Annotated in this window: 17 protein-coding genes; 5 read left to right on the top strand and 12 right to left on the bottom strand. The window is 62.4% G+C overall.

Going from position 1 to position 24,949, the window contains the following annotated elements; genetic code table 11:
* Window positions 1-9: 9 nt before the first annotated feature.
* The 7 genes from J3P90_RS17205 to J3P90_RS17175 all read right to left on the bottom strand — a co-directional run bounded on the left by J3P90_RS17205 (window position 10) and on the right by J3P90_RS17175 (window position 11,075).
* Window positions 10-2,727: a nitrate reductase gene (locus J3P90_RS17205; protein ID WP_434675106.1), complete on the bottom strand. Its 2,718-nt coding sequence runs from the start codon at window positions 2,725-2,727 to the stop codon at window positions 10-12.
* Window positions 2,724-3,044, bottom strand: coding sequence for a nitrite reductase small subunit NirD (nirD, locus tag J3P90_RS17200; RefSeq protein ID WP_420764744.1), 321 nt, complete (start codon window positions 3,042-3,044; stop codon window positions 2,724-2,726). The genes J3P90_RS17205 and nirD overlap by 4 nt, the downstream gene beginning before the upstream one ends.
* On the bottom strand, window positions 3,041-5,494 hold the full coding sequence (nirB, locus tag J3P90_RS17195; RefSeq protein WP_434675105.1) for a nitrite reductase large subunit NirB: 2,454 nt from the start codon (window positions 5,492-5,494) through the stop codon (window positions 3,041-3,043). Before nirB ends, nirD begins: the two co-directional genes overlap by 4 nt.
* Before the next feature lie 428 nt (window positions 5,495-5,922).
* A complete protein-coding gene (locus J3P90_RS17190; protein WP_434675104.1) occupies window positions 5,923-7,593 on the bottom strand; it encodes a protein kinase domain-containing protein in 1,671 nt (556 codons plus the stop codon).
* Between the two features lie 9 nt (window positions 7,594-7,602).
* Entirely contained in the window at window positions 7,603-8,814 is a 1,212-nt protein-coding gene (locus J3P90_RS17185; protein WP_025212688.1) for a nitrate/nitrite transporter, read from the bottom strand.
* Between the two features lie 459 nt (window positions 8,815-9,273).
* A complete protein-coding gene (locus J3P90_RS17180; RefSeq protein WP_420764740.1) occupies window positions 9,274-9,849 on the bottom strand; it encodes an ANTAR domain-containing response regulator in 576 nt (191 codons plus the stop codon).
* Window positions 9,850-9,863: 14 nt separating this feature from the next.
* Entirely contained in the window at window positions 9,864-11,075 is a 1,212-nt protein-coding gene (locus J3P90_RS17175; protein WP_434675103.1) for a CmpA/NrtA family ABC transporter substrate-binding protein, read from the bottom strand.
* Between the two features lie 234 nt (window positions 11,076-11,309).
* Here J3P90_RS17175 and J3P90_RS17170 point away from each other — a divergent pair, with 234 nt between their 5' ends.
* The gene (locus tag J3P90_RS17170; protein WP_434610490.1) at window positions 11,310-12,329 is read left to right on the top strand and encodes a quinone-dependent dihydroorotate dehydrogenase; all 1,020 of its coding nucleotides are present in this window, start codon (window positions 11,310-11,312) and stop codon (window positions 12,327-12,329) included.
* A gap of 206 nt (window positions 12,330-12,535) precedes the next feature.
* On the opposite strand, the gene rmf is transcribed toward J3P90_RS17170, so the two are convergent.
* A complete protein-coding gene (rmf, locus tag J3P90_RS17165; RefSeq protein WP_003223300.1) occupies window positions 12,536-12,751 on the bottom strand; it encodes a ribosome modulation factor in 216 nt (71 codons plus the stop codon).
* Window positions 12,752-13,282: 531 nt separating this feature from the next.
* On the opposite strand from rmf, the gene rlmKL reads away from it, so the two are divergent.
* Window positions 13,283-15,553 (top strand): bifunctional 23S rRNA (guanine(2069)-N(7))-methyltransferase RlmK/23S rRNA (guanine(2445)-N(2))-methyltransferase RlmL, encoded by a 2,271-nt coding sequence (rlmKL, locus tag J3P90_RS17160; protein ID WP_434675102.1) that lies wholly within the window; start codon window positions 13,283-13,285, stop codon window positions 15,551-15,553.
* A 141-nt stretch (window positions 15,554-15,694) separates the two neighbouring features.
* Window positions 15,695-18,079, top strand: coding sequence for a sensor domain-containing diguanylate cyclase (locus J3P90_RS17155; protein ID WP_434675101.1), 2,385 nt, complete (start codon window positions 15,695-15,697; stop codon window positions 18,077-18,079).
* A 130-nt stretch (window positions 18,080-18,209) separates the two neighbouring features.
* Here J3P90_RS17155 and dacB read toward each other — a convergent pair whose 3' ends face one another.
* The gene (gene dacB, locus J3P90_RS17150) at window positions 18,210-19,676 is read right to left on the bottom strand and encodes a D-alanyl-D-alanine carboxypeptidase/D-alanyl-D-alanine endopeptidase (RefSeq protein WP_434675100.1); all 1,467 of its coding nucleotides are present in this window, start codon (window positions 19,674-19,676) and stop codon (window positions 18,210-18,212) included.
* A gap of 233 nt (window positions 19,677-19,909) precedes the next feature.
* Between dacB and J3P90_RS17145 the strand changes: the two genes are divergently transcribed.
* The gene (locus tag J3P90_RS17145; protein ID WP_249875505.1) at window positions 19,910-20,254 is read left to right on the top strand and encodes a YggL family protein; all 345 of its coding nucleotides are present in this window, start codon (window positions 19,910-19,912) and stop codon (window positions 20,252-20,254) included.
* Window positions 20,255-20,412: 158 nt separating this feature from the next.
* Here the strand turns inward: J3P90_RS17145 and J3P90_RS17140 are convergent, their stop codons facing one another.
* Window positions 20,413-21,603 carry a benzoate/H(+) symporter BenE family transporter gene (locus J3P90_RS17140; protein ID WP_434563216.1) on the bottom strand — a complete coding sequence of 397 codons (1,191 nt, stop codon included), beginning with the start codon at window positions 21,601-21,603 and terminating at the stop codon, window positions 20,413-20,415.
* A 242-nt stretch (window positions 21,604-21,845) separates the two neighbouring features.
* Between J3P90_RS17140 and J3P90_RS17135 the strand changes: the two genes are divergently transcribed.
* A complete protein-coding gene (locus J3P90_RS17135; RefSeq protein ID WP_420764733.1) occupies window positions 21,846-22,610 on the top strand; it encodes a GntR family transcriptional regulator in 765 nt (254 codons plus the stop codon).
* A gap of 120 nt (window positions 22,611-22,730) precedes the next feature.
* Here J3P90_RS17135 and guaD read toward each other — a convergent pair whose 3' ends face one another.
* Both guaD and xdhC read right to left on the bottom strand, forming a co-directional pair.
* Entirely contained in the window at window positions 22,731-24,035 is a 1,305-nt protein-coding gene (gene guaD, locus J3P90_RS17130; protein ID WP_434675099.1) for a guanine deaminase, read from the bottom strand.
* Between the two features lie 20 nt (window positions 24,036-24,055).
* Complete coding sequence (gene xdhC, locus J3P90_RS17125) at window positions 24,056-24,892, bottom strand: xanthine dehydrogenase accessory protein XdhC (protein ID WP_434675098.1); 837 nt, start codon at window positions 24,890-24,892, stop codon at window positions 24,056-24,058.
* Window positions 24,893-24,949 lie beyond the last annotated feature (57 nt).

Raw genomic sequence — 24,949 nt, 5'->3', positions numbered from 1 at the left:
GTGTTTTCCTCACGATATCGCGGCCACCGGTTGCGCGGTGGCAACCAGCAGGCGCTTGATTTCCGGTACACAGGAACCACACTGCGTGCCGCAACCCAGTTCTTTTTTCAGGCCCTGCAAATCCAGGCCGCGCTCGATACCCGCGCAAACCGCGCGCTGACTGACATTCATGCAATTGCACAGGGTTTTCCCGCCGCCCATGGCGGCACCGGTGTTGCCCGGTGGCGCGCTCAAGGGGGCCAGCAGCCAGCGCCGCAGTTGCTCATCGGCGCGACCTTCGAGCCACAGGTTCTGCAGCCAATGGCGAGCCAGGGTTTCTCCGGCCAGCCGAATGGCCGTGATGCGGCCGTTTTCGATCCGCACCCGCTTGCCAATGGAGCGGCGCGGATCGTCATAGGCCAAGACGGGCCCGTCGATAAGGCCGAGTTGCTCGTCGATCGCCTGGAGCAGTTGCGGTTCGGGCGCAGCGGCGCTGGCGGCGCGAATCAGCAATGCGGGACGTTCACGTCCGGTAAGGCTAAGGCTGACGTAGGCAAACGCCTCACACAGAGGACGCAAAGTCTCCAGATGCTGTTGAACATCGCCTTCGACCAAGGCGAAAAGCTGCCATGGCAGGTTCACCGGTTCCAGGCGCACGCCGCTGTGCTTGAGCTCCGGCTGCTTCGACAAAGGGTCGAACGCCGGTTGAGTCAGGACGTTGACCCCGCCCTTGAGAAACCGGTCGCCCCAGTGCATGGGCAGGAATGCCTGTCCGGGGCGCACGCTTTCGTCGCTGTCCACCGCCACGATCAGGCTGCCGCGACGGCTTTTGAGGCTGACCAGGTCGCCCGCTTGCAGGCGATGGCGAAGCAGCTCGTCGGGATGCAGGCTGAGCACCGCTTCGTTGACATGGCCAAACAATTGCGCGGCGGTGCCGGTGCGGCTCATGCCGTGCCACTGGTCACGCAAGCGGCCGGTGTTCAGGGTCAACGGATAGCGCGCGTCACGCAATTCCTTGGCGGCGCGATAGGGGTCGGCTACAAACCGAGCCCGGCCGCTTTCCGTAGGAAACACGCCGTCTACGTATAAACGGGCGGTGCCGACCGTAGCGCCCTCGCGGAAAGGCCATTGCTGGGGGCCAAGCTGATCGATCAGCGCGTGGCTGATACCGGACAGGTCCAGGTCGCGACCACGGGTCAGTTGCTTGTATTCATCGAACAGTTGGGCCGGGGTTTCGAAGCCGAACAGGCTGGAGGGGGCCGGACGCAGGCGTTTTTCCAGACGCTGTGCGAAATCCACGGTGATGGCCCAGTCCGGACGTGCTTCACCCGGGGCGTTTATTGCCCGGCGAACGTGTGAAATGCGCCGTTCGGAGTTGGTGACCGAGCCTTCTTTCTCACCCCAACTGGCCGCTGGCAGCAGCAGGTCGGCGAAGGTGGCGGTCTCGGTGGTGCGGAAAGCCTCCTGCAATACCACGAATGGGCAGGCTTGCAGGGCTTCGCGTATGGCGGCCTGGTCAGGCATCGATTGGGCCGGGTTGGTGCAGGCGATCCACAAAGCCTTGATCTTGCCGTTGCGCACTTGCTCGAACAGCTCGATGGCGCTGAGGCCGGGGGTTGCCGGCAATTGTTCGACGCCCCAGTAATCGGCTACTTCAGCGCGATGTTCCGGGTTGGCTACTTCGCGATGGCCGGGCAGCAGGTTGGACAGACTGCCCGTTTCGCGGCCGCCCATGGCGTTCGGCTGGCCGGTCAAGGAAAACGGGCCCGCGCCCGGACGGCCGATCTGTCCGGTGGCCAGGTGCAGGTTGATCAGTGCGCTGTTTTTGGCGCTGCCGGCGGTGGACTGGTTCAGGCCCATGCACCACAACGACAGGAAACTGGGCGAGGTGCCGACCCATTCGGCGCATTGGTGCAGTTGCTCGACACTGATACCGCACAGCTGGGCGACCATGGCGGGCGTGTAGTCGCGTACCAGATTCTTCAGGTCCGCGAGGCCTTCGGTGTGTGCCTTGATGAAACTGCGATCAATCCAGTCTTCCCACAACAGCAGGTGCAAAATCCCATGGAACAATGCGACGTCGGTGCCCGGTAGGATCGCCAAGTGCAGGTCCGCCAGGTCGCAGGTGTCGGTGCGCCGGGGGTCGATGACGATGATTTTCATCTCTGGCCGGCGGGATTTGGCTTCTTCGAGGCGACGAAACAGGATCGGGTGGGCGTAGGCCATGTTACTGCCGACGATCATCACGCAGTCGCTCAGTTCCAGGTCCTCGTAGCTGCAAGGCGGGGCGTCGGCGCCGAGGCTTCGCTTGTAGCCCACCACGGCGGAGGACATGCACAGCCGCGAGTTGCTGTCGATATTGTTGGTGCCCACCAGAGCCCGGGCGAGTTTGTTGAAGGCGTAGTAATCCTCGGTGAGCAATTGACCGGAGATGTAGAAGGCCACGCTGTCGGGGCCGTGCTCGGCGATGGTCTCGGCGAAAATACTGGCAGCGTGATCCAGGGCACTGTCCCAGTCGGTGCGGGCCCGGGCCAGGCCTTTGCCCAGGCGCAGCTCGGGGTAGAGCGCGCGGGCGGCGAGGTCGCCGGTCAGGTGCAGCGTCGAGCCCTTGCTGCACAGTTTGCCGAAGTTGGCCGGATGGGCAGGATCGCCACTGACGCCGAGGATCCGCTCGCCGTCATGCTCGATCAACACGCCGCAACCGACCCCGCAATAACAGCAGGTCGAGGCTGTGGTCTGGCGGCTCATGAGCTTGCTTCCCGCAGGGCCAGCATGACCCGGCCGTTCTCTACCCGGGCCGCATGGTGGTGGGCGCAACCCACGTCCGGGGCTTGGGCCAGGCCGGTTTCCAGGTCGATCTGCCAGTTGTGCAGCGGGCAGGCCACGCGCTTGCCGTAGATCAGGCCTTGGGACAATGGGCCGCCCTTGTGCGGGCAGCGGTCGTCGAGTGCGAAAACTTCATCGTCGCTGGTACGAAAAATCGCGATATCGCCCTTCGGCCCCTGGATGATGCGTGAGCCCAGGGCGTTGATTTCGTCCAACGCGCAGATATCCAGCCAGTTCATGCCGGCACCTCCAGGTTTTTCACGGGGATGGCCTCGAACTCTTTTTTCAGTTGAGGCTGTTCCAGCCGCTGTTTCCAAGGGTCCTGTTCCAGGGACAGGGAAAACTTCAGACGTTCGTTGAGGGCCTTGCGCCGCTCCGGGTCTTCCAATACCGCTTTCTTGATGTGCTCCATGCCGACCCGCTGCATGTAGTGCACGGTGCGTTCGAGGTAGAAGGCTTCCTCGCGGTACAGCTGAAGAAAAGCACCGTTGTATTCGCGTACTTCTTCGGTGGTCTTGAGCTTGACGAAAAATTCGGCGACCTCGGTCTTGATCCCGCCGTTGCCGCCGATGTACATCTCCCAGCCGGAATCGACGCCGATAATGCCTACGTCCTTGATGCCTGCTTCCGAGCAGTTGCGAGGGCAACCGGAGACAGCCAGCTTCACTTTGTGCGGCGACCACATATTGAACAAGTCATGTTCGAGCTCGATGCCAAGCTGAGTGGAGTTCTGCGTGCCGAAGCGGCAGAACTCACTGCCTACGCAGGTCTTCACCGTTCGGATGGATTTGCCGTAGGCATGGCCGGACGGCATGTCGAGGTCTTTCCACACGCCGGGCAGGTCTTGCTTCTTGATGCCCAGCAAGTCGATGCGCTGACCGCCAGTGACCTTGACCATGGGCACGTTGTACTTGTCGGCGACATCGGCAATACGCCGCAGCTCGGACGGGTTGGTCACGCCGCCCCACATCCGCGGCACTACGGAGTAGGTACCGTCTTTCTGGATATTGGCGTGGGCGCGTTCGTTGATCAGGCGCGACTGCGGATCGTCCTGGGCTTCGCCGGGCCAGGTGGAAATCAGGTAATAGTTCAGCGCAGGTCGGCAGGTGGCGCAGCCGTTCGGGGTGCGCCAGTTCAGGTAGCTCATGGTTCCGGCGATGGTCAGCAGGTGCTGGTCACGGATCGCCTGGCGAATCTGGCCGTGGTTGAGGTCGCTGCAGCCGCAGATGGCTTTCTCGCTTTTCGGCTTGACGTCCGCCGCGCCGCCCACGGTGTTGATCAGGATCTGCTCCACCAGGCCGGCGCAGGAGCCGCAGGAACTGGCGGCCTTGGTGTGTTTCTTCACGTCATCGACGCTGAACAGCCCGTGTTCCTGGATCGCCTTGACGATGGTGCCCTTGCACACGCCGTTGCAGCCGCAGACTTCGGCAGTGTCGGCCATGCTCATGGCTTTGTCCTGGCCCTGATGGCCTACATCGCCAAGTGCGTTTTCGCCGAACATGAGGTGGTCGCGGATCTCGCTGATGGCGTGATTCTCACGAATCTGGCGGAAATACCATCCGCCATCCGCCGTATCGCCGTACAGACAGGCGCCGACCAGCACGTCATCCTTAATCACCAGTTTTTTGTAGACGCCGCCAATCGGGTCGGAAAGGGTGATGGTCTCGGTGCCTTCGCCGCCCATGAAGTCGCCGGCGGAGAACAGGTCGATGCCGGTGACTTTCAGCTTGGTCGACGTGACTGACCCCTTGTAAGTGGCGAAACCCAGTTGCGCGAGGTGGTTGGCGCAGACTTTTGCCTGTTCGAACAACGGCGCCACCAGGCCATAAGCGGTGCCACGGTGGCTGGCGCATTCGCCGATGGCGTAAACGCGTGGGTCGTAGGTCTGCATCGTGTCGTTGACCAGGATCCCGCGGTTGCACGGGATGCCGCATTTTTCCGCCAGCTCGGTGTTGGGACGGATGCCAGCGGCCATCACCACCAGGTCGGCGGGAATGACGTCGCCGTTCTTGAACTGTACCGAGCCGACACGGCCATTGCCGGCGTCATGCAGGGCCTGGGTCTGTTCGCTGAGACGGAATTTCAGGCCACGGCTTTCCAGGGCGGTTTGCAGCAGTTGGCCGCTGGTCTTGTCCAATTGCCGTTCCAGCAGCCATTCGCCGATGTGCACGACGGTCACGTCCATGCCGCGCAGCTTCAGGCCGTTGGCGGCTTCCAGGCCCAGCAGGCCGCCACCGATCACCACAGCGTGTTTATGGGTCCTGGCGGTGTCGATCATCGCCTGGGTGTCGGCGATGTCGCGGTAGCCGATCACGCCATTGAGGGTATTGCCGGGGATCGGCAGGATGAACGGCGTGGAACCGGTGGCGATGAGCAAGCGGTCGTATTCGGCTTCGCTGCCGTCTTCGGCGATAACCCGGCGCTTGACCCGGTCGATCTCTACTACCTTGCGGTTGAGCAACAGCTTGATGTTGTTTTCCTGATACCAGTTCAGGTCGTTGAGCACGATTTCTTCGAACGTCTGTTCCCCGGCGAGCACGGGTGAGAGCAGGATGCGGTTGTAGTTGGCGTGGGGCTCGGCGCCGAACACCGTGATGTCGTAGAGCTCATTGCTCAACTTGAGCAGTTCCTCGAGGGTTCGAACCCCGGCCATGCCGTTGCCGATCATTACCAGTTTGAGTTTTTTCATCAGGGTTCTCCGCAAGCTCAGGCCTGTTTCATCACGGCGGTCAGGCTGGCTCGACAATTTTTCGAAAACAAAAAAAGGCGTCCCGCTAGCACAGCTAGCGAGGACGCCTTTGTCCTGGTCCCGTTCTCTCGGGAAGCACCGCCTTCATCGTTGGAAGCGTTGCTTTATGTATGGTGAGAGAGGTTATGCAGTGGTTGTGCCAAGTGCTTCGGGAACGCGGATTTGTTGGGTGATCGGCGGGTCGGGTGAAACCGAGGGGAATTTATTGCACCGAATCAACGCGTGTTGCTCGCTAATGGAGCGTGGGGTCGATAGCTTTGAAGTGGTAGACAGGCCGCCATCGCGAGCAAGCTCGCTCCCACAGGTTTTGTTTCCACTGAGGATCCAGTGTGGTAGCGAGCTTGCTCGCGATGGGGGGCGACCGGATTTCAGCTGTTAAACACCAGGAACAGCAGCACCACATTCACCACCAACGAAACCAGCGCCAACGTCCGCCAGACCTTCAGCGGCTCTCTCTCGAGCAAAGGCCTGGGCCTTACGCTCATGCTGCGCCGCTCGCCCTGTTCCAGAACCAACAGCCATTCCTCGGCTGTTTCAAAGCGCTGCGCGGGGTCTGCCGCCACGGCCCGTTCCAGGCTTTGTCCAAGCCATTCGGCAAGGTCCGGTCGATAGCGGCTGGCGTTGATCGGCACGCCAAAACGCGGGCGCTGGAAGGCTTCGATTTCGCCGTAGGGATAGTGCCCCGTCAACAGGAAATACAAGGTCACGCCGACCGCATACAAATCCTGTTGCGCCGTAGGGGCGTTGCCGCCGAAGGCTTCCGGGGCAATGTAGCTGGGCGTTCCGGGCAGCACGTTGGCCTGGTCCTCGGACAGGCCGGGGCAGTACGCGAGGCCAAAATCCAGCAGGCGCAATTCGCCATCGTCTCCCAGGTGCAGGTTTTCCGGCTTGATGTCGCGGTGGTAGATCTGCCTTCGATGCAGCAGACCCACCGCTCGCACCAACCGCTGCGCCAGGTCTTGCCATTGGGCCAGCGACAGCGGACCGCCCTGGTTGAACAGCTCGGCCAGGGTCGCGCCCGGGTATTCGCGCATCACGTAGTACAGATGCTGGCGCTGAGGCACGCCATGCACCTCCGGAAATTGCCTGCCCGCGACCCGCTTGAGAAACCATTCTTCCGATAGCAGCGCCTGGCCGGCCCGGGTGTCGTCCCGTAACTGCCCGGGCAAGGTTTTCAGCAGCCAGGGTTGGCCCTGGCCATCGCGTACCCGGTAGAGCAACGACTGCTGGCTCTGGCCGAGCGCGCCTTCGATCTGCCAGCCCTCGAACACTTGGCCCGCCTTCAGCGCAGGTGGCAGGGGCCACTGCTGCAATTGGATCAACGCGTCGCCGATGCTCGCTTCGCCCACCGCATCGACCCGCACCAGCAGCGCGCTGGCGTTGTCCTGGCTACCGGCCAGATGCGCGGCGTTGACCAGCGTCTGCGCGGCGAGATTGAGGTCCGGCTGGTCGCGCAGGATGCCGGCGATGGCCGTGTCCCCGAGTACCGCCCAGATACCGTCGCTGAGCAGCACGAAGGTTTCGTCTTCGCGCAGCTCACCGTCCAGGAAATCGAGGATCAGGTGCTGATCCAACCCCAGGGCGCGCTTGAGCACATGCTGCATGCCCTGTTGTTCCCAGACATGGTCTTCGCTGACCCGTTGCAGGTTGTCGGCGTGCCAGCGGTAGACCCGGCAATCGCCGACATGGGCGAGGGTGAAGCGCCGGCCCCGCAGCACCAGGGCACTGACGGTGGTGAGCAGCGGCTGCCCGCCACCGTTGGCCTGCAGCCAGCGGTTCTGCGCCGACAGCAGCCGGTCGAGTGCCTGGGCCACGCCCCAGGTTTGCGGCGTGGCGTAGTAGTCCAGCGCCAGTGCCTGCAAAGTAGAGCGCGCCGCCAACCCGCCATCGGCGCATTGGCTCACACCGTCGGCGATAGCGAACAGGTAACCCTTGCTGGCGGCCAAGGCCGGGGCAGGGGTCACCAGGCGCAGGGCGTCCTGGTTCTCCTCCCGTGGGCCGATGGCACTGGCTTCGGCAAAACTCAATTGCAGGCTCATGATGGGCGGTCAGACCCGAGCAGCGGTGACGGCGGCCGAACCCCAGGTGGTTCTCCAGCGACGCTTGACGCCGTGCAGGCCGAACCAGGCCAGGACACCAAGGCTGGCGAACAACCACAACGCCAATTGGTAGCTGCCGGTGCTCTGCTTGATCGCGCCCATGCCCGCCGCGAGGGCGAAGCCGCCGATGCCGCCGGCCATGCCGATCAGCCCGGTCATCACGCCGATTTCCCGACGGAAACGTTGTGGCACCAGTTGGAACACCGCGCCGTTGCCCGCACCCAGGCCAAGCATGGTGCAGACGAACAAAGCCAATGCCGCATAGGAACTTGGCAGGTTGAACCCCACCGCGGCGATGCAGACGGCCGCGACGGTGTACATGCCGAGCAAGGTGCGGATGCCGCCGAAGCGGTCCGCCAGGGCGCCGCCCAATGGGCGCATGAGGCTGCCACCAAAGACGCAGGCGGCGGTGTAGTAGCCGGCCGTGACCGGGCTCAGGCCATATTGGTCGTTGAAGTAGCCGGGCAGGGCGCTGGCCAGGCCGATGAAGCCGCCGAAGGTCACGCTATAGAAAAACATGAACCACCAGCTGTCCCGGTCGCCCAGGGCCTTGAGGTAGTCGGCCATGGATTTGGCCTTGGGGCGCTCGGGGGCGTTCTTGGCCAGCCAGGCGAAGAGGACAAGGGTCAGCACCAGCGGGATCAGCGCGAAGCCGAACACGTTGGTCCAGCCGAAGGCCACGGCCATGACCGGTGCGATCAATGCTGCGAGTACGGTGCCCGAGTTGCCGGCCCCGGCGATGCCCATGGCCTTGCCCTGGTGCTGCGGCGGATACCACTGGGACGCCAGCGGCAGGGCCACGGCGAACGAAGCGCCGGCCACACCGAGGAACAGGCCTAGCAGCAGCGCTTGCTCATAGCTGTGGATGCCCAGTTTCCAGGCGCAGAACAGCGCACCAATGACGATCACCTGACCGACCATGCCGGCGGTCTTCGGCGAAATCCGGTCGGCCAGCAGGCCCATGAACAGGCGCAGTACGGCACCGGCGAGGATCGGGGTGGCGACCATCAAGCCGCGCTGTTGCGTGGTCAGGTGCAGGTCGGCAGAGATCTGCACCGCCAACGGGCCAAGCAGGTACCAGACCATGAAGCTCAGGTCGAAATAGAGGAAGGCCGCGAACAATGTCGGGGTGTGGCCGGATTTCCAGAAGCTTGAATTCATCGCGCACCTCAGCTGTAAAAGTCTCGAGAAATGAGTCAGTGCTTTGAGCAGTGCGCCGCCTGTGGTCGCACCACCGGTCCCGCGGGACCAAAACAAAAAAACGCCGCAACCCGGATTGCCTGAGTGGCAAGAGGGTGTGCGACGTCTTTGTCGTAGGTGGGGCAACCGCCGTTGGTTACCTGTGGGGTTGCTTAAGCGAGATCTGTGCCAACCCGAGGGAGGGGGATGGCTATCGCGAGCAGGCTCGCTCCCACAGTGGGTCGGGGGCGTTCGCAAAGTGCTGCGTTCACCCTGAGATCAATGTGGGAGCGAGCTTGCTCGCGATGACGGTGGGTCAGTCGATTGAGATGTTGAAAGCGGGATTGCAATCGCGAGCAAGCTCGCTCCTACAGTGGAGCTGCGGTCTATTGTGGGAGCGAGCCTGCTCGCGAATGGGGCAGGCCAGGCACTACAAGGCTTTCAGCCAAGCAATTCATTCATCGCAATGATCTGCTCCGCCACCTGGATCAGCTTCTGCTGGCGGCTCATGGCCTGGCGGCGCATCAGCGTGTAGGCCTGTTCCTCGTTGCACTCTTTCATCTTCATCAGCATGCCCTTGGCCAGTTCGATGCGCTTGCGTTCAGCCAGTTGCTGGTCGCGGGCCAGCAGTTGGGCGCGCAGGGCCTGGTCGCTTTCGAAGCGCGCCATGGCGACATCAAGGATCGGTTGCAGGCGCGCGGCGTGGATGCCTTCGACGATGTAGGCACTCACACCCGACTTGATGGCCTGACGCATCACATCCGGATCGTGCTCGTCGGTAAACATGACGATCGGTCGCGGCTGGTCGCGACTGACCAGCACTACTTGCTCCATCACATCGCGTCCGGGTGACTCGGTATCGATCAGGATCACGTCCGGACGCACCGTTTCGACGCGCGCTGGCAGGTCGATGGTCAGGCCGGATTCGTCGATCACTTCGAAGCCGGCCTCAATCAAGGCCGCTCTAAGGCGGCCGACTTTTTTCGCGGTGTCGTTGATCAGCAGGATACGCAGCATAATCGTGGCTCCTGTCAGCGGCTGGCGAGAAGGGGAGCCGCATCGCTCAAGGCGTGCAGTTTGAAGCTGCGGGCGTACCCGGCCGGGTCCGTGCCGTCCCAGGTGGTGCCGTCGATCAGTTGGCTGCTGCGCATGTCCTGGCCTGGGGGCGTCATGCCCAGTGTCGCAGCGGCTTCACGGTACAGCTGGAGTTGCTGGACCTGGCGCGCGACGGCCAGGTAGTCCGGGTCTTCGCGCAGCAGGCCCCAGCGGCGGAACTGTGTCATGAACCACATGCCGTCGGACAAGTATGGCAGGTTCACCTCGCCGCCTCCGTGGAAGCGCATGGCATGGGGATCCTGCCAGCTGTTGCCCAGGCCGTCGGCGTAGATGCCCAGCAGGCGCGGCTCGATGCATTCCAGCGGCGCATCGAGGTATTCGGGCGCGCTGAGCAATTGCGCGGTACTGCGACGGTTCTCGACGCTTTGCTCGATGAAACGGCTGGCTTCAAGGATCGCCATGACCAATGCCCGGGCGGTATTGGGGTATTGCTCGACGAAAGCGCGGGTGCAGCCGAGGACTTTCTCCGGGTGATCGGGCCAGATCGTCTGGGTGGTCGCCAGGGTAAAACCAAGGTTCTGCTTCACCGCGCTGGCGCACCAGGGTTCGCCCACGCAAAAGCCGTCGATACGACCAGCTTGCAGGTGCGCGACCATTTGCGGCGGCGGCACCACGACGCTGTCGACATCTGATAAAGGATGAATGCCCTGGGCCGCGAGCCAGTAGTAGAGCCACATGGCGTGGGTGCCGGTGGGGAACGTCTGGGCGAACGTCAGTTTCGGGCGAGTTTGGTGCACGTGCTGTTCCAGTGCCTCAGGACTGGTCACGCCTTGGGCCTGGAGGCCGTGGGACAGGTTGATGCTCTGGCCGTTCTGGTTCAGCCCCATCAGCACGGCCATGTCGGTGGGCGCGACGCCGCCGATGCCCAGGTGCACGGCATAGATCAGGCCGTACAGGCTGTGGGCTGCGTCGATTTCGCCACTGACCAGTTTGTCCCGCAGGTTGGCCCAGGACGCCTGGCGCTTGAGGTTCAAGGTCAGGCCGTAGGGTTGGGCGAAGCCTTGGGTGGCGGCCACCACCACCGGGGCGCAGTCGCTCAGGGCCATGAAGCCAAGATTGATCGCGCTTTTTTCCGGGGCATCGCTGCCATTGACCCAGGCCAGGGGCGTGGCTGGAACTTCATTCATCGATATCACCTTCCACATCAAAAAGCGCCGTGTCCGGGCCAAGGAAGGCCGGACGCCGACGCCGTTGTCCTTTGAAACAGTGCGGCACTCATTCCGTCGTTGGCATGGGGCGCTGATGACCAAAAAGGTGCAAGGCATATGCCAGCGCTGCGGTTTTGTGCGAGCGCCTCGCTTGCGACGCCGTTGCGCGGCTATAATCGCGGCCTCATTTCGTCGCCCGAGTCAAAGCCGCCCATGTACACCCTGGCCCGTGAACTGCTGTTCAAACTCTCCCCGGAAACCTCCCACGACCTGTCCCTGGACCTGATCGGCGCGGGCGGGCGCTTGGGCCTCAACGGTCTGCTGTGCAAGGCTGCGGCGAAACTGCCGGTGACGGTCATGGGCCTGGAATTTCCCAACCCGGTCGGGTTGGCGGCGGGTCTGGACAAGAATGGCGCCGCCATCGACGGCTTTGCGCAACTGGGTTTCGGCTTCGTCGAGATCGGCACCGTGACGCCGCGGCCACAGCCGGGCAACCCGAAGCCACGATTGTTCCGTCTGCCTCAGGCCGAGGCGATCATCAATCGCATGGGCTTCAACAACCTGGGCGTCGATCACCTGCTGGCCCGTGTCGCGGCGGCCAAGTACAAGGGCGTGCTGGGCATCAACATCGGCAAGAATTTCGACACCCCGGTGGAGCGCGCCGTCGACGACTATCTGATCTGCCTGGACAAGGTCTACGCCCATGCCAGCTATGTCACCGTAAATGTCAGCTCCCCGAACACCCCAGGGCTGCGTAGCCTGCAATTTGGTGACTCCCTCAAGCAATTGCTCGCCGACCTGGCCCGGCGCCGCGCGGAGCTGGCGGTTATCCATGGCCGGCATGTTCCGTTGGCCATCAAGATCGCCCCGGACATGAGCGACGAGGAAACCGTCCAAGTGGCCCAGGCCCTGATCGAGACCGGCATGGACGCGGTGATTGCCACCAATACCACCCTGGGACGCGAAGGCGTCGAAGGGCTGGAACACGGTGACGAGGCGGGCGGTTTGTCTGGTGCGCCGGTGCGTGACAAGAGCACCCATACCGTGAAAATCCTGGCGGGTGAACTGGCGGGACGCTTGCCGATCATTGCGGCGGGCGGGATCACCGAAGGCCGGCATGCCGCCGAGAAAATCACCGCTGGGGCAAGCCTGGTGCAGGTTTATTCGGGTTTCATCTACAAGGGGCCGGCGCTGATTCGAGAGGCGGTGGATGCGATTGCGGCGTTGGGGTGATTCCTCAGGTTGGTGAGGTCCATTTGTGGCGAGGGGATAACTCCCCTCGCCACACCAGTGTTTTCAGCTCAAATCCGCGAATCCCGGCCATTAAAAAGGGCTCCAGAAGGAGCCCCTTGGGCCGTGGCCCGCCGTCCGGATGGGACGTGCGTGGTTAAATCGGTTTGGATGTCAAGTTGTCGAGTTCTTGAGTAATAAGCCCTGTGTCAGCCGACGGCGTGAAGTTCGTTGAGTCTATGGATACCCGCAGTGCCGGTCATACCGTCCCAGTTGTCGCCGCGTCCTTCCCGCCAGCCATTGATCCAGGCTTGACGTACCGACGGTAGAGTAAAGGGGCAAAGCTCACGGGATTTACCACCAACGCCATATTGGTAACCGCGTAAAAATGCTCTTTCCAACGGATCACGCTTAAGTCTTCTCATAGGGTGTTGCCCTCACTTGTTGACTGTTGCTTAGCGTCGACCTCTATTGAGGCCGGGGCAGAATCATTCTGCCGTTGGCGGCTCGTTGCCGGCGTGACGAGCCGAGGTGTTGACGCCGTTGCGACGTCAACCTGTGGTGAGTTCTAACCAAAGCGTCACACGGATGGAATGATCGTTTTGTCATAAGCACGTAACATTAAAGATGCTAGTGCGATAAGTAACATGATGTTCAACACCCGCTTTTGAGCAAGACCCCTGTATGATCAGCCCTGCGCCGAAAGGCGGTCGCCATGGTCGGATGAGAATGTCCCCCTGTGCACTCGGGTACTATTCGACGAAAGGGGTGACTTTTCACAATTTGTTGCACAGAATTTTTTTATCTGTACACGCATCTAAGCTCTTTGAACCTGAGCGGCGAGTACGGAACGGCACACGCTCGTGCCACGCGGGTGCTCTTGAGAAAAGCACCTGATTGAACCCGGCCCGGCAATGCGTTGCCCGGCCCACTTAGCCAAAGGCTCTGGAAATCCCATGTCCGACCGTTTCGAACTCTTCCTCACCTGTCCCAAGGGCCTCGAAGGCCTGCTTCTTGAGGAAGCCGTCGGGCTTGGCCTTGAAGAGGCGCGCGAGCACACCTCGGCCGTTCGCGGCAGCGCTGACATGGAGACAGCCTATCGGCTCTGCCTATGGTCGCGCCTGGCGAACCGCGTGTTGCTGGTGCTCAAGCGCTTCCCGATGAAGGACGCTGAAGACCTTTACCACGGCGTACTGGATGTCGATTGGCAAGACCACATGCTGCCCGATGGCACCCTGGCGGTGGAATTCAGCGGTCACGGCTCGGGCATCGACAACACCCATTTCGGCGCCTTGAAGGTCAAGGACGCTATCGTCGACAAATTGCGCACCCCTTCGGGCGACCGTCCTTCCATCGATAAGCTCAACCCGGACCTGCGCATCCACCTGCGCCTGGACCGTGGCGAAGCGATCCTTTCCCTGGATCTCTCGGGCCACAGCCTGCACCAGCGCGGCTATCGCTTGCAGCAAGGCGCCGCACCATTGAAGGAAAACCTCGCCGCCGCGATCCTGATCCGCGCCGGCTGGCCGCGCATTGCCGCTGAAGGCGGGGCGCTGGCCGACCCGATGTGCGGCGTCGGCACGTTCCTGGTGGAGGCCGGCATGATCGCCGCCGACATGGCGCCCAACCTGCGTCGTCAGCAATGGGGCTTTACCGCCTGGCTCGGCCATGTGCCGGCGCTGTGGCGCAAGCTCTATGAGGAGGCCACCGAGCGCGCCGCCGCCGGACTGGCCAAGCCGCCGTTGTGGATTCGTGGCTACGAGGCCGACCCACGGCTGATCCAGCCGGGCCGCAACAACGTCGAACGCGCGGGCCTGAGCGAGTGGATCAAGATCTACCAGGGCGAAGTCGCCACTTTCGAACCACGCCCGGACCAGAACCAGAAGGGCCTGGTGATCTGCAACCCACCGTATGGCGAGCGTCTGGGCGACGAAGCCAGCCTGCTGTATCTCTACCAGAACCTCGGCGAACGCCTGCGCCAGGCCTGCCTCAACTGGGAAGCGGCGGTGTTCACCGGCGCGCCGGACCTGGGCAAGCGCATGGGCATTCGCAGCCACAAGCAGTATTCGTTCTGGAACGGCGCCTTGCCCTGCAAGCTGCTGTTGATCAAGGTGCTGCCGGATCAGTTCGTCACGGGCGAGCGTCGCACCCCGGAACAACGCCAGGCCGAGCGTGAACAATCCGCCTACGACCAGGCCCCGGATGTCCCCCAGGAGCGCCAGTACAACAAGAACGGCAACCCCATCAAGCCAGCCCCGGCACCCGCCCCGGTGATCGAGCAGGCGCGCCTGAGCGAAGGCGGGCAGATGTTTGCCAACCGGCTGCAGAAAAACCTGAAGTTGCTGAGCAAGTGGGCCAAGCGTGAGGGCGTGGAGTGCTATCGTGTCTACGATGCCGACATGCCCGAATACTCGATGGCCATCGACCTGTACCACGATTGGGTGCACGTCCAGGAATACGTCGCGCCCAAATCCATCGATCCGGAAAAGGCCTCGGCCCGGTTGTTCGATGCGCTGGCGGCGATTCCCCAGGCCTTGAATGTCGACAAGAGCCGCGTGGTCATCAAGCGCCGCGAGCGCCAGAGCGGCACCAAACAGTACGAGCGCCAGAGCGCCCAAGGCAAATTCACCGAGGTCAGCGAAGGCGGCGTGAAGCTGTTGGTCAACCTCACGGATTACCTGGACACGGGGTTGTTCCTCGACCACCGGCCGATGCGCCTGCGGATCCAGAAGGAGGCAGCCGGCAAGCGTTTCCTGAACCTGTTCTGCTACACCGCGACCGCCAGCGTCCACGCCGCCAAGGGCGGTGCGCGCAGCACCACCAGCGTCGATCTGTCGAAAGCCTACCTGGACTGGGCGCGGCGCAACCTGTCCCTCAATGGCTTTTCGGACAAGAACCGCCTGGAGCAGGGCGACGTCATGGCCTGGCTTGAAGCCAGTCGCGAGGAGTACGACTTGATCTTCATCGACCCGCCGACCTTCTCAAACTCCAAGCGCATGGAAGGCGTGTTCGACGTGCAGCGCGACCACGTGCAACTGCTCGACCTGGCGATGGCGCGCCTGGCGCCGGGCGGCGTGCTGTATTTTTCCAACAACTTCCGCAAGTTCCAGCTCGAAGAAAACCTGGCCGAGCGTTATGCGGTGGAGGAAATCACCGCCAAGACCATCGACCCGGATTTCGCCCGCAACGGCAAAATCCACCGCGCCTGGAAAATCATGGCGCGCTGATCTCGAGGCATTGGATCCAGCGAAGCCTTGAAATACAAGGCTCCCGGGCATCATTGGGGCTGGCTAAAGTGATGGCAGATAGCTATAACTAGGCTGTGGCCGGGGCTGTACATATGCCTGGTCCCTTTCTGAGTTATGTGTATGGCATTACATCAGGTGCGTCCCAGAATCCTGGGCTTTATCAGTGAAGATGTTTCGGCATGGCTAGTGGCGTCCCTGGTCCTGATGACGGGCTTGCTGCTGACCGGTTTGCTGGCCTGGGGCACGCTGAACCTGTTCAACCAGCAATTGCGCCAGCGCTTCGAACTGCAAGCCGAAGAGCGTTATAGCCGCCTCCAGGAACGTTTCCAGGATCAGGAGCAACGCCTCGACAGCCTGAGACGTTTCTTCGCCAACTCCTCCGGGGTTTCCAACAGCGAGTTCCATGGCTACACCGAAGCCCTGCTGCGGCGCACCCGGGCCTTTGCCTGGGCGCCCCGGGTCTTTCGGGACGATCGGCAGCCGTTTGAACAACAGGCGCGGGCCGAGGTGTCTGGCACCTATGCCATTCGCGAACAGGATGAAGCCGGTATGTTGCACCCGGCCATCGAACGGGACGAATACGTACCGGTGCTGTACGTCCAGAGCCAACCGTCCTATGGCTCGCCGCTGGGCCTGGATCTTCTTTCGCAGCCGTTACGCCGTGTGACGCTGGAGCGGGCCCGCCAGCGTAACGCCCTGGTGGTTTCCCAACCGGTTAACCTGATAGGGGTCGACCCGGCCTTTTCCCGCGGGGTCGTGCTCGCAGCCCCCGTGAGTCGGCATCTGGCCGGTGAGCCGTTCGGATACGTGGTGGCCGCCGTCAGCATGCGCCAGCTGGTCGCCGATGACCTGCCTGCGCCGGGCCGCGACAATCTGTCGATGCGTGTGATCGACCTGTCCGATGGCGATCATGGGGAGGTGCTGTACGAGACGTCGGACCAGCCGGGCAAAAGCGATTTGGCAGCGACCCGATTACTGCGCCTCGCGGACCGGGACTTCCGGGTCGAATTGCGTCCCAGCCGCCTGTTCCTGTCGAGCAACCATTCCAGCGTGACAAGCCTGACAGTGCTGGGCGCATTGCTCAGCCTGTTACTGAGCGCGTTGTTTTATACGCTGGTCAGCCAACGGCAGCGGGCCCTGGCACTGGTGGAGCAGCGCACCCGGGAATTGCGGGCCCGGGAGTCGGAACTGCGCGGCACCCACGGCCAACTGCGGGGCGTGCTCGATGCCGCGACCCAGGTTGCGATCATCGCCACCGACCTGCGCGGTGTCATCACTACGTTCAATGCCGGCGCCGAACAGATGCTCGGCTACCGCAGCTGTGACGTCCTGCAAAGCATGACCCTGGAGAGCCTCCACGTTCCCCGCGAGTTGCAACACCGGGCCGCACAACTGGCGGCCCGCTTTGGAAAACCGATCCCGACATGTCACGCGATGCTGCTTGAGGGCGGCGAACAAAGTGGACAACAGGCTCGTGAGTGGACCCTGGTGCGCCGCGACGGCAGTCACCTGACGGTCAACATGTTGGCTACGCCGGTGCTCGATGAGCAGGGATTATGGGTCGGGCACCTGGCGATCTGCATCGACGTCACCGAGCGCAAGCGCGTCCACGAAGCGCTGGCGGCGAGGGATCTGCTGTTGAAGAAACTCAGCGCCCATGTGCCTGGCGGCATCTATCAATTCAAGATGGATTTCAACGGCGGGTTCAGTGTGATCTACGCCAGCGATGGCATCCGCGACATTTATGAGTTGGAGCCTGATGTGCTGGTGCGGCACGCTGATGCGATTTTCTCGCGTATCCATCCATCCGACAGCGCACGGGTACGCGCGTCGATCCGCACCTCGGCCGATACCTTGAGCCCCTGGCGGGAGGAGTACCGGGTGCAACTGCCGCATCGCGGGCTGCGTTGGGTGCGTGGCGAGGCGACTCCCGAACAGTTGCCCGGCGGCGGCGTGTTATGGCACGGCTACATTTCCGACATCTCGGACCTCAAGCGCGTCGAGGAAGAGCTGCGGGCGCTGTCGGTCACCGACGCCTTGACCGGGATTCGCAACCGGCGCTATTTCCAGGAACGCCTGACGACGGAAATGACCCGGGTCGAACGTGGCTCCGGGGAGCTGACGGTGGTCATGCTCGATATCGATCATTTCAAGCGTATCAACGACCAGCACGGCCATGCGGTGGGGGACCGGGTGTTGCAGGCGGTCTGCCAGCGGATCACCCAGCGACTGCGCCGCACCGATGTGTTTTGCCGGCTGGGCGGGGAGGAGTTCGTGGTGCTATGCCCGGATACCGACAGCGAAAGCGCCTACACGCTGGCGTTGGGGTTGTGGGATGGTCTTCGCAGCGCGCCGATTGACGACGTGGGCATCATCACCGCCAGTTTTGGCGTGGCCAGTTGGCGCGCCGGCGAAGGCGCCGATGCGTTGCTGCTGCGGGCTGACGCTGGGGTTTACGCGGCCAAGCAGGCAGGACGGGATCGGGTCGAGGTGCAGTTGGCATAATGGCTTCACGCTAACCGCTGCGGGAGTGAGCTTGCTCGCGATAGCGGTGTCTCAACCAGCATCGATGTGTGCTGGTCGACCGAATCGCGAGCAGGCTCGCTCCCACATTGGGTTGGTGTTGGGGCCTGGCTCAGAGCAGCGACGCTGCCTGTGGCAGTTTCGGCTGGCGATACAGGTCCAGCAGCACCTGGTCCAGCACGGAGGAAGCGCCCCATGGCTTCGGATCGTTGAGGATGGCCACCACCGCCCAGGTATTGCCATTGATGTCACGGCTGTAGCCGGCAATGGCGCGGACGGTGTTCAGCGTGCCGGTCTTGATGTGGGCTTCGCCCGCCATGGCAGTGGTCTTCAAGCGTTTGCGCATGGTGCCGTCGGTGCCGGCGATGGGCATCGAGCTGACGAATTCCGCCGCGTACGGGCTGCGCCATGCCGCTTGCAGCATCGCCGCCATTTCCCGGGCGCTGACCCGTTCCGCGCGGGACAGGCCCGAGCCGTTTTCCATCACCAGGTGCGGCGCCGTGATGCCTTTCTTGGCCAGCCATTGGCGTACCACTCGTTGCGCCGCCTTGGCGTCGTCACCGTCGGCCTCGTTGCGAAACTCCGCGCCCAGGCTCAGGAACAGTTGTTGGGCCATGGTGTTGTTACTGTATTTGTTGATGTCGCGGATGATCTCCGCCAGGTCCGGGGAGAACGCCCGGGCCAACAGTTTGGCGCTCTTCGGGGTCGCGGCCAGGCGGTCGTTGCCCTGGATGCTGCCGCCAAGTTCTTTCCAGATCGCCCGCACTGCGCCAGCGGTGTAGGTGGCATGATCAAGCAGCGACAGGTAGGTCTGGGAACTGCAACCCTCGCCGAGCTGGCCGCTGACGGTCACCGTCATGCTGCCGTCCGCCTGGGCCACCGGGTTGTAGCGCACGCCGCCGGTGCATTGCTTGGAGTTGGCGGCCTTGACCACGTTTTCGATGCGGATGTTGGCAATGGGAGGCTCCACCGACACCAGCACCCGGCCCCCGTCATTGCGGGCCACGAAGCGCAGGGCCTTCAGGTTGACCAGCAGCGAGTCGGGCTTGACCAGGAAGGGCTTGTTCACATCGTTGCCGTCGTCGTTGAACTCGGGCAATTGCGGCTGGATGAAAAAGCTGCGGTCGAGCACCAGGTCGCCGGTGACTTGTTGCACGCCGTTGGCTCGCAAATCGCGCATCAACAGCCAGAGCTTCTCCATGTTCAGCTTGGGGTCGCCGCCGCCCTTGAGGTACAGGTTACCGTTGAGGATCCCGCCGCTGAGGGTCCCGTCGGTGTAGAACTCGGTTTTCCACTGGTGGTTCGGCCCGAGCATTTCCAGGGCCGCGTAGGTCGTCACCAGCTTCATGGTGGACGCCGGGTTCACCGAGACGTCGGCGTTGTAAAGCGTCGGGGTGCCGGGGCCGTTGAGCGGCACCATCACCAGGGAGAGGGCGTTGTCTTGCAGCTTGCTGTTCTTAAGGGCCTTTTGCACATTGGGCGACAGGGCGGTGTTGATGGTGGCGGCGCTGGTGGAGACCGGAAAGGCCAGGGGAAGAAGAAGGCTGGCCAGAAGCAGTGGACGCAAAGATTTGATCATGTGAAGTAAAACCCTGCAGGCGAGGGGAGAAAAGACGAGGACATGAAAATGAACGTCCTCAACGGTCATGAAAGTTCGGCATTATGCCCCAAGGCGCAACGGCTTGTGCCGTGCCCAAGCCCGCCGAAGCGGTATTTTTTTACCGACGGTAGGCACAGATGCCCGATGAGTCGGGCAATCGACGCACCAAACTGGTAAAGTGCCGGCCGTTATTACTTATGAGGATTGTTTCAATGGCGACTAACCGTTCCCAGCGTCTGCGCAAAAAGCTATGCGTGGATGAATTTCAAGAGCTGGGTTTCGAACTGAACCTGGATTTCAAAGAAGATCTGGCCGATGAGGCTATTGACGCTTTCCTCGACGCTTTCCTGAAAGAAGCCATGGAAGCCAACGGCCTGGGTTATGTCGGCGGTGACGACTACGGCCTGGTTTGCCTGCAGAAGCGTGGCTCGGTTACCGAAGAGCAGCGCGCTGCCGTGGAAGCCTGGCTCAAGGCCCGTCCTGAGCTGACCAGCGTTGAAGTCAGCCCGTTGCTGGACGTGTGGTATCCGGAAAAGCCGATCAATTCGAAGGCTTGATGTTAAAAAAACCGGCGACCTTCACAGGTGCCGGTTTTTTTGTGCCTGTCTGTTAAGTAATTGTCGTCCTTCAGGCCGCTTTCGCGAGCAGGCTCGCTCCCACGAGGTTATGTGAGCGACACAAGTCCCCTGGGGGAGCGAGCCTGCTCGCGATGCTTTTAAGCGTTGCGCCAGTTGAGGATAAGCAACGTCAACACCCCCGCCACAATTCCCCAGAACGCCGAGCCGATGGAAAACAGCGTCAGCCCCGACGCCGTGACCATGAAGGTGATCAGCGCCGCTTCCCGTTCCTTCGCTTCGCTCATGGCGATGCTCAGGCCGTTGATGATCGACCCGAACAGGGCCAGCGCCGCGATGGACAGCACCAGTTCCTTGGGCAGCGCCGCGAACAACGCCGCCAGTGTCGCGCCGAAAACCCCGGCAATTCCGTAGAAAACTCCACACCACACGGCCGCCGTGTAGCGCTTGTTGCGATCTTCGTGGGCGTGCGGCCCGGTGCAGATCGCTGCGCTGATCGCAGCGAGGTTGATGCCATGGGAGCCAAACGGCGCCAACAGCAGCGAGGCGATGCCGGTGCTGGTGATCAACGGCGAGGCCGGTACGTTGTAGCCATCGGCGCGCAGCACCGCGATGCCGGGCATGTTTTGCGAGGTCATCGCCACCACGAACAGCGGGATGCCGATGCTGATGGTGGCGGCCAGGGAAAAGTGCGGCGTGGTCCAGACCGGCGTCGCGACTTCCAAGGCAAAACCGCTGAAATCCAGGAGCCCCAGCACGCCCGACAGCGCCGTGCCGACCAGCAGTGCCGCCAGCACCGCATAACGTGGCGACAGGCGCTTGACGATCAGGTAGGTGAAAAACATCCCCAGCACCAGACCGGTGCGGTGCTGGGCCGCGACAAAAATCTCGCTGCCGATCTTGAATAAGATGCCCGCCAGCAACGCCGCCGCCAGGGAGGCAGGAATACGCTTGACCAGGCGCTCGAAGCTGCCGGTCAGGCCGCAGATCGTGACCAGTACCGCGCAGGTGATGTACGCGCCGATGGCCTCGCCATAACTCACGCCGCCGAGGCTGGTAATCAGCAGCGCCGCGCCGGGTGTCGACCAGGCGATGGTGATGGGCGTGCGGTAGCGCAGCGACAAACCGATGGAGCACACCGCCATGCCGATGGAGATGGCCCAGATCCACGAGGAAATCTGCCCGGTGGTCAGGCCCGCCGCTTGTCCGGCCTGGAACATCAGCACCAGGGAACTGGTGTAACCGGTCATCATGGCGATGAAACCGGCAACGATGGCCGAGGGCGATGTATCGGCCAATGGACGAAGTGGCGCGGTCGTGACTTCGGTCATGGTGGGCGGCGGTCCTTGTTGTAGATTGACTGGGCGAGTGGCGCCACAGGTTCGGGTTTAAAGCCTAAACTCAACGCACCGACCGGTCGCGATACAGCCGTGTCCGCAAACAGCCGTACAGTCGTGTTGCCATCAGAGGTTGTGTACAATCGCCGTGTTTTTTACGCGATACTTGCCAGCGACCCGCTGTGCCGTATTACAGTCACGGTTAAATCGCCGCAGTTCTCCCGACTCGAGTGCCCATGAACGAACAGTTGCAGCCCCTCAAGAAACAACCGCGAGCTGGCAAAGCCGGCCGCAGCGGAACCCAGGACGATATTGTCTATGCGCATATTTTCGAGGCCATCCTCGAACAGCGCCTGGCGCCCGGTACGAAATTGAGCGAAGAGGCGCTGGGGGAGATTTTCGGGGTCAGCCGCACGATCATTCGCCGCGCGCTGTCGCGCCTGGCCCATGAAGGCGTGGTGTTGCTGAGGCCCAATCGTGGCGCGGTGGTTGCCAGCCCAAGTGTCGAAGAGGCCCGCCAGGTTTTCTTTGCCCGGCGCATGGTGGAAAAGGCGATCACGGAGCTGGCGGTCCAGCACGCCACGGCCGAGCAGCTTGCCGAGCTGCGGCAGATGGTCAGCGACGAGCGCGACAGTTTTTCCCGTGGCGACCGTGGCGCCGGCATCCGGCTGTCGGGCGAGTTCCACCTGAAACTGGCCGAGGCGGCAAAAAACGCACCGCTGATCAGCTTCCAGCGCAGCCTGGTGTCCCAGACTTCGTTAATCATTGCCCAGTACGAAAGCGGCAACCGCTCGCACTGTTCCTATGACGAACACACCCAATTGATCGACGCCATCGAGGCCCGTGACGCGGCCTTGGCGGTGAACCTGATGATGCATCACATGGACCACATCGACAGCAAGCTCAACCTCGACGAAGAAAGCGCGTCGGATGACTTGCACGCGGTGTTCTCGCACCTGTTGCAGAGCAAGAAGCCGGGGCGTTCGCCTGCCAAGCTCTGAGGGTTGAACCAGTCATACCGCCAATCGCGAGCAAGCTCGCTCCCACAGGGTTATGTGTACACCACAAATCCACTGTGGGAGCGAGCTTGCTCGCGATAGCGTCCTGGCAGGCAATGCAACCTACCGCTGGTGCACCAACCGACCCGCCGCATAAGTCTGCGCCACCGTCCGGTCATCCCCCAGCGTCATCAGCACGAACAACCGCTCGGCAATGTCCTTGGCCTGCTTCAGGCGATAGCTCAGCAATGGCGTGGCGTTGTAGTCCAGCACCAGGAAATCCGCGTCCGTTCCCGGTTGCAACGTCCCGATCTTGTCTTCCAGGCGCAAGGCCCGGGCCCCGCCGAGGGTGGCCAGGTACAGCGATTTGAACGGGCTCAGCCGCGCGCCCTGCAGTTGCATGACCTTGTAGGCTTCGTTCAAGGTTTGCAGCAGCGAGAAACTGGTGCCACCGCCCACGTCCGTGCCTAGGCCCACGTTCACTTTGTGCTTCTCCGTCATCGGCAAGTTGAACAGGCCACTGCCGAGGAAGAAGTTCGACGTCGGGCAAAAGGCGATGGCCGATCCGGTCTCGGCCAGGCGCGCGCATTCGTCGTCACACAGGTGCACGCCATGGGCGAACACCGAACGTTCGCCGAGCAACTGGTAGTGGTCGTAGACGTCCAGGTATCCCTTGCGCTCCGGGAACAATTCCTTGACCCATTGCACTTCCTGCAGGTTCTCACTGATGTGGGTCTGCATGTACAGGTCCGGGTATTCACTGAGTAACTGGCCGGCCAGGGTCAGTTGCTCCGGGGTGCTGGTCGGCGCGAAGCGCGGCGTCACGGCGTAGTGCAGGCGACCCTTGCCATGCCAGCGCTCGATCAGTGCCTTGCTCTGGGTGTAGCTGGATTCGGCAGTGTCGACCAGATAGTCCGGGGCGTTGCGGTCCATCATCACCTTGCCGGCAATCATGCGCAGGTCGAGCTTCTCGGCCACCTCGAAAAATGCATTTACCGATTGGGGATGCACGCTGCCAAACACCAGGGCCGTGGTAGTGCCGTTGCGCAGCAGTTCCTTGACGAAAATATCCGCCACTGCCTCGGCGTGGACCGGGTCGGCGAATTGGCTTTCGCAGGGGAAGGTGTAGGTGTTGAGCCAGTCCAGCAGTTGCTCGCCATAAGCGCCGACCATACCGGTCTGAGGCAGGTGGATATGGGTATCGATGAGGCCTGGAGTGATCAGCGCGTCCGGGTAATGGGCGATTTCGATATCCGCCGCCAGGGTCGGCAGCAGCTCATGGGCGTGGCCGATGGCGCTGATCTGGCCATTTTCCACCACCAGCAGGCCATCCTCGAAATATTCATAGGACGCCTCGATGCCAACTTCGGCCGGGTCGGCGAGGCTGTGGAGCAGGGCGGCGCGGTAGGCTTTGCGTGTCAGGGGCATGGTCTGTCTCGATAAAAAGATTAACGCTGGCTGCGGCGCGAAACCGGCAGCAACTTGGCAATGGGTTCGGCGCGCGAGGTGTGCTGGCCGAAATCCGCGTTATAGGTGGCGATGATTTCGCCGGCGATGGAGATGGCGATCTCCACAGGCAATTTGCCTTTGACTTCGCCAATGCCCATCGGGCAACGCATACGTTGCAGGGTGCCGCTGTCGAAGCCGCGATCACGCAAGCGGTGTTCGAACTTGACCCGTTTGGTCTTCGAGCCGATCAGGCCGAAATAGGCAAAGTCGTTGCGCTTGAGAATCGCGGCGCTCAGTTCCAGGTCGAGCTGATGGTTGTGGGTCATGACGATGCAGTAGCTGCCGGCGGGCAAGTCGTCGACTTCATCCAATGGCTCTTCAGTGACGATCTTGCGCACACCATGGGGTAACTGTTCAGGAAACTCCGCCTCCCGCGAGTCGATCCAGCGGACCCGGCAGGGCAGGCTTGCCAGCAACGGCACCAAGGCCCGGCCGACATGGCCGGCGCCGAACACGGCGATCTGCGCCTGGACCTGCCCCATGGATTCGAACAGCAACACGGTGACGCCGCCGCAGCACTGGCCAAGGCTGGCGCCGAGGCTGAAACGCTCCAGATGCGTGTTCTGCTGGCCGCTGGCGAGCATCTGCCGAGCGATTTCCATGGCCTTGTATTCCAGATGACCGCCACCGATGGTGTCGAACGTCTGGCTGGCGCTGATGACCATCTTCGAACCGGCGTTGCGCGGCGTGGAGCCAAGCTCTTCGATGATCGTCACCAGCACGCAGGGTTCACCGCGGGTTTGCAGGTCGGCGAGGGCGCTGATCCAGTTGTACATGTTCACCTCGACATCTCTGTTGTCTGTTCGGCCGCTTTCGCGAGCAGGCTCGCTCCC

This window comes from Pseudomonas sp. D3-10, assembly GCF_051132175.1.
Lineage (GTDB): Bacteria > Pseudomonadota > Gammaproteobacteria > Pseudomonadales > Pseudomonadaceae > Aquipseudomonas.
Note: the sequence above shows the minus strand (reverse complement) of the source record. Positions and strands in the feature narration are given on the sequence as shown.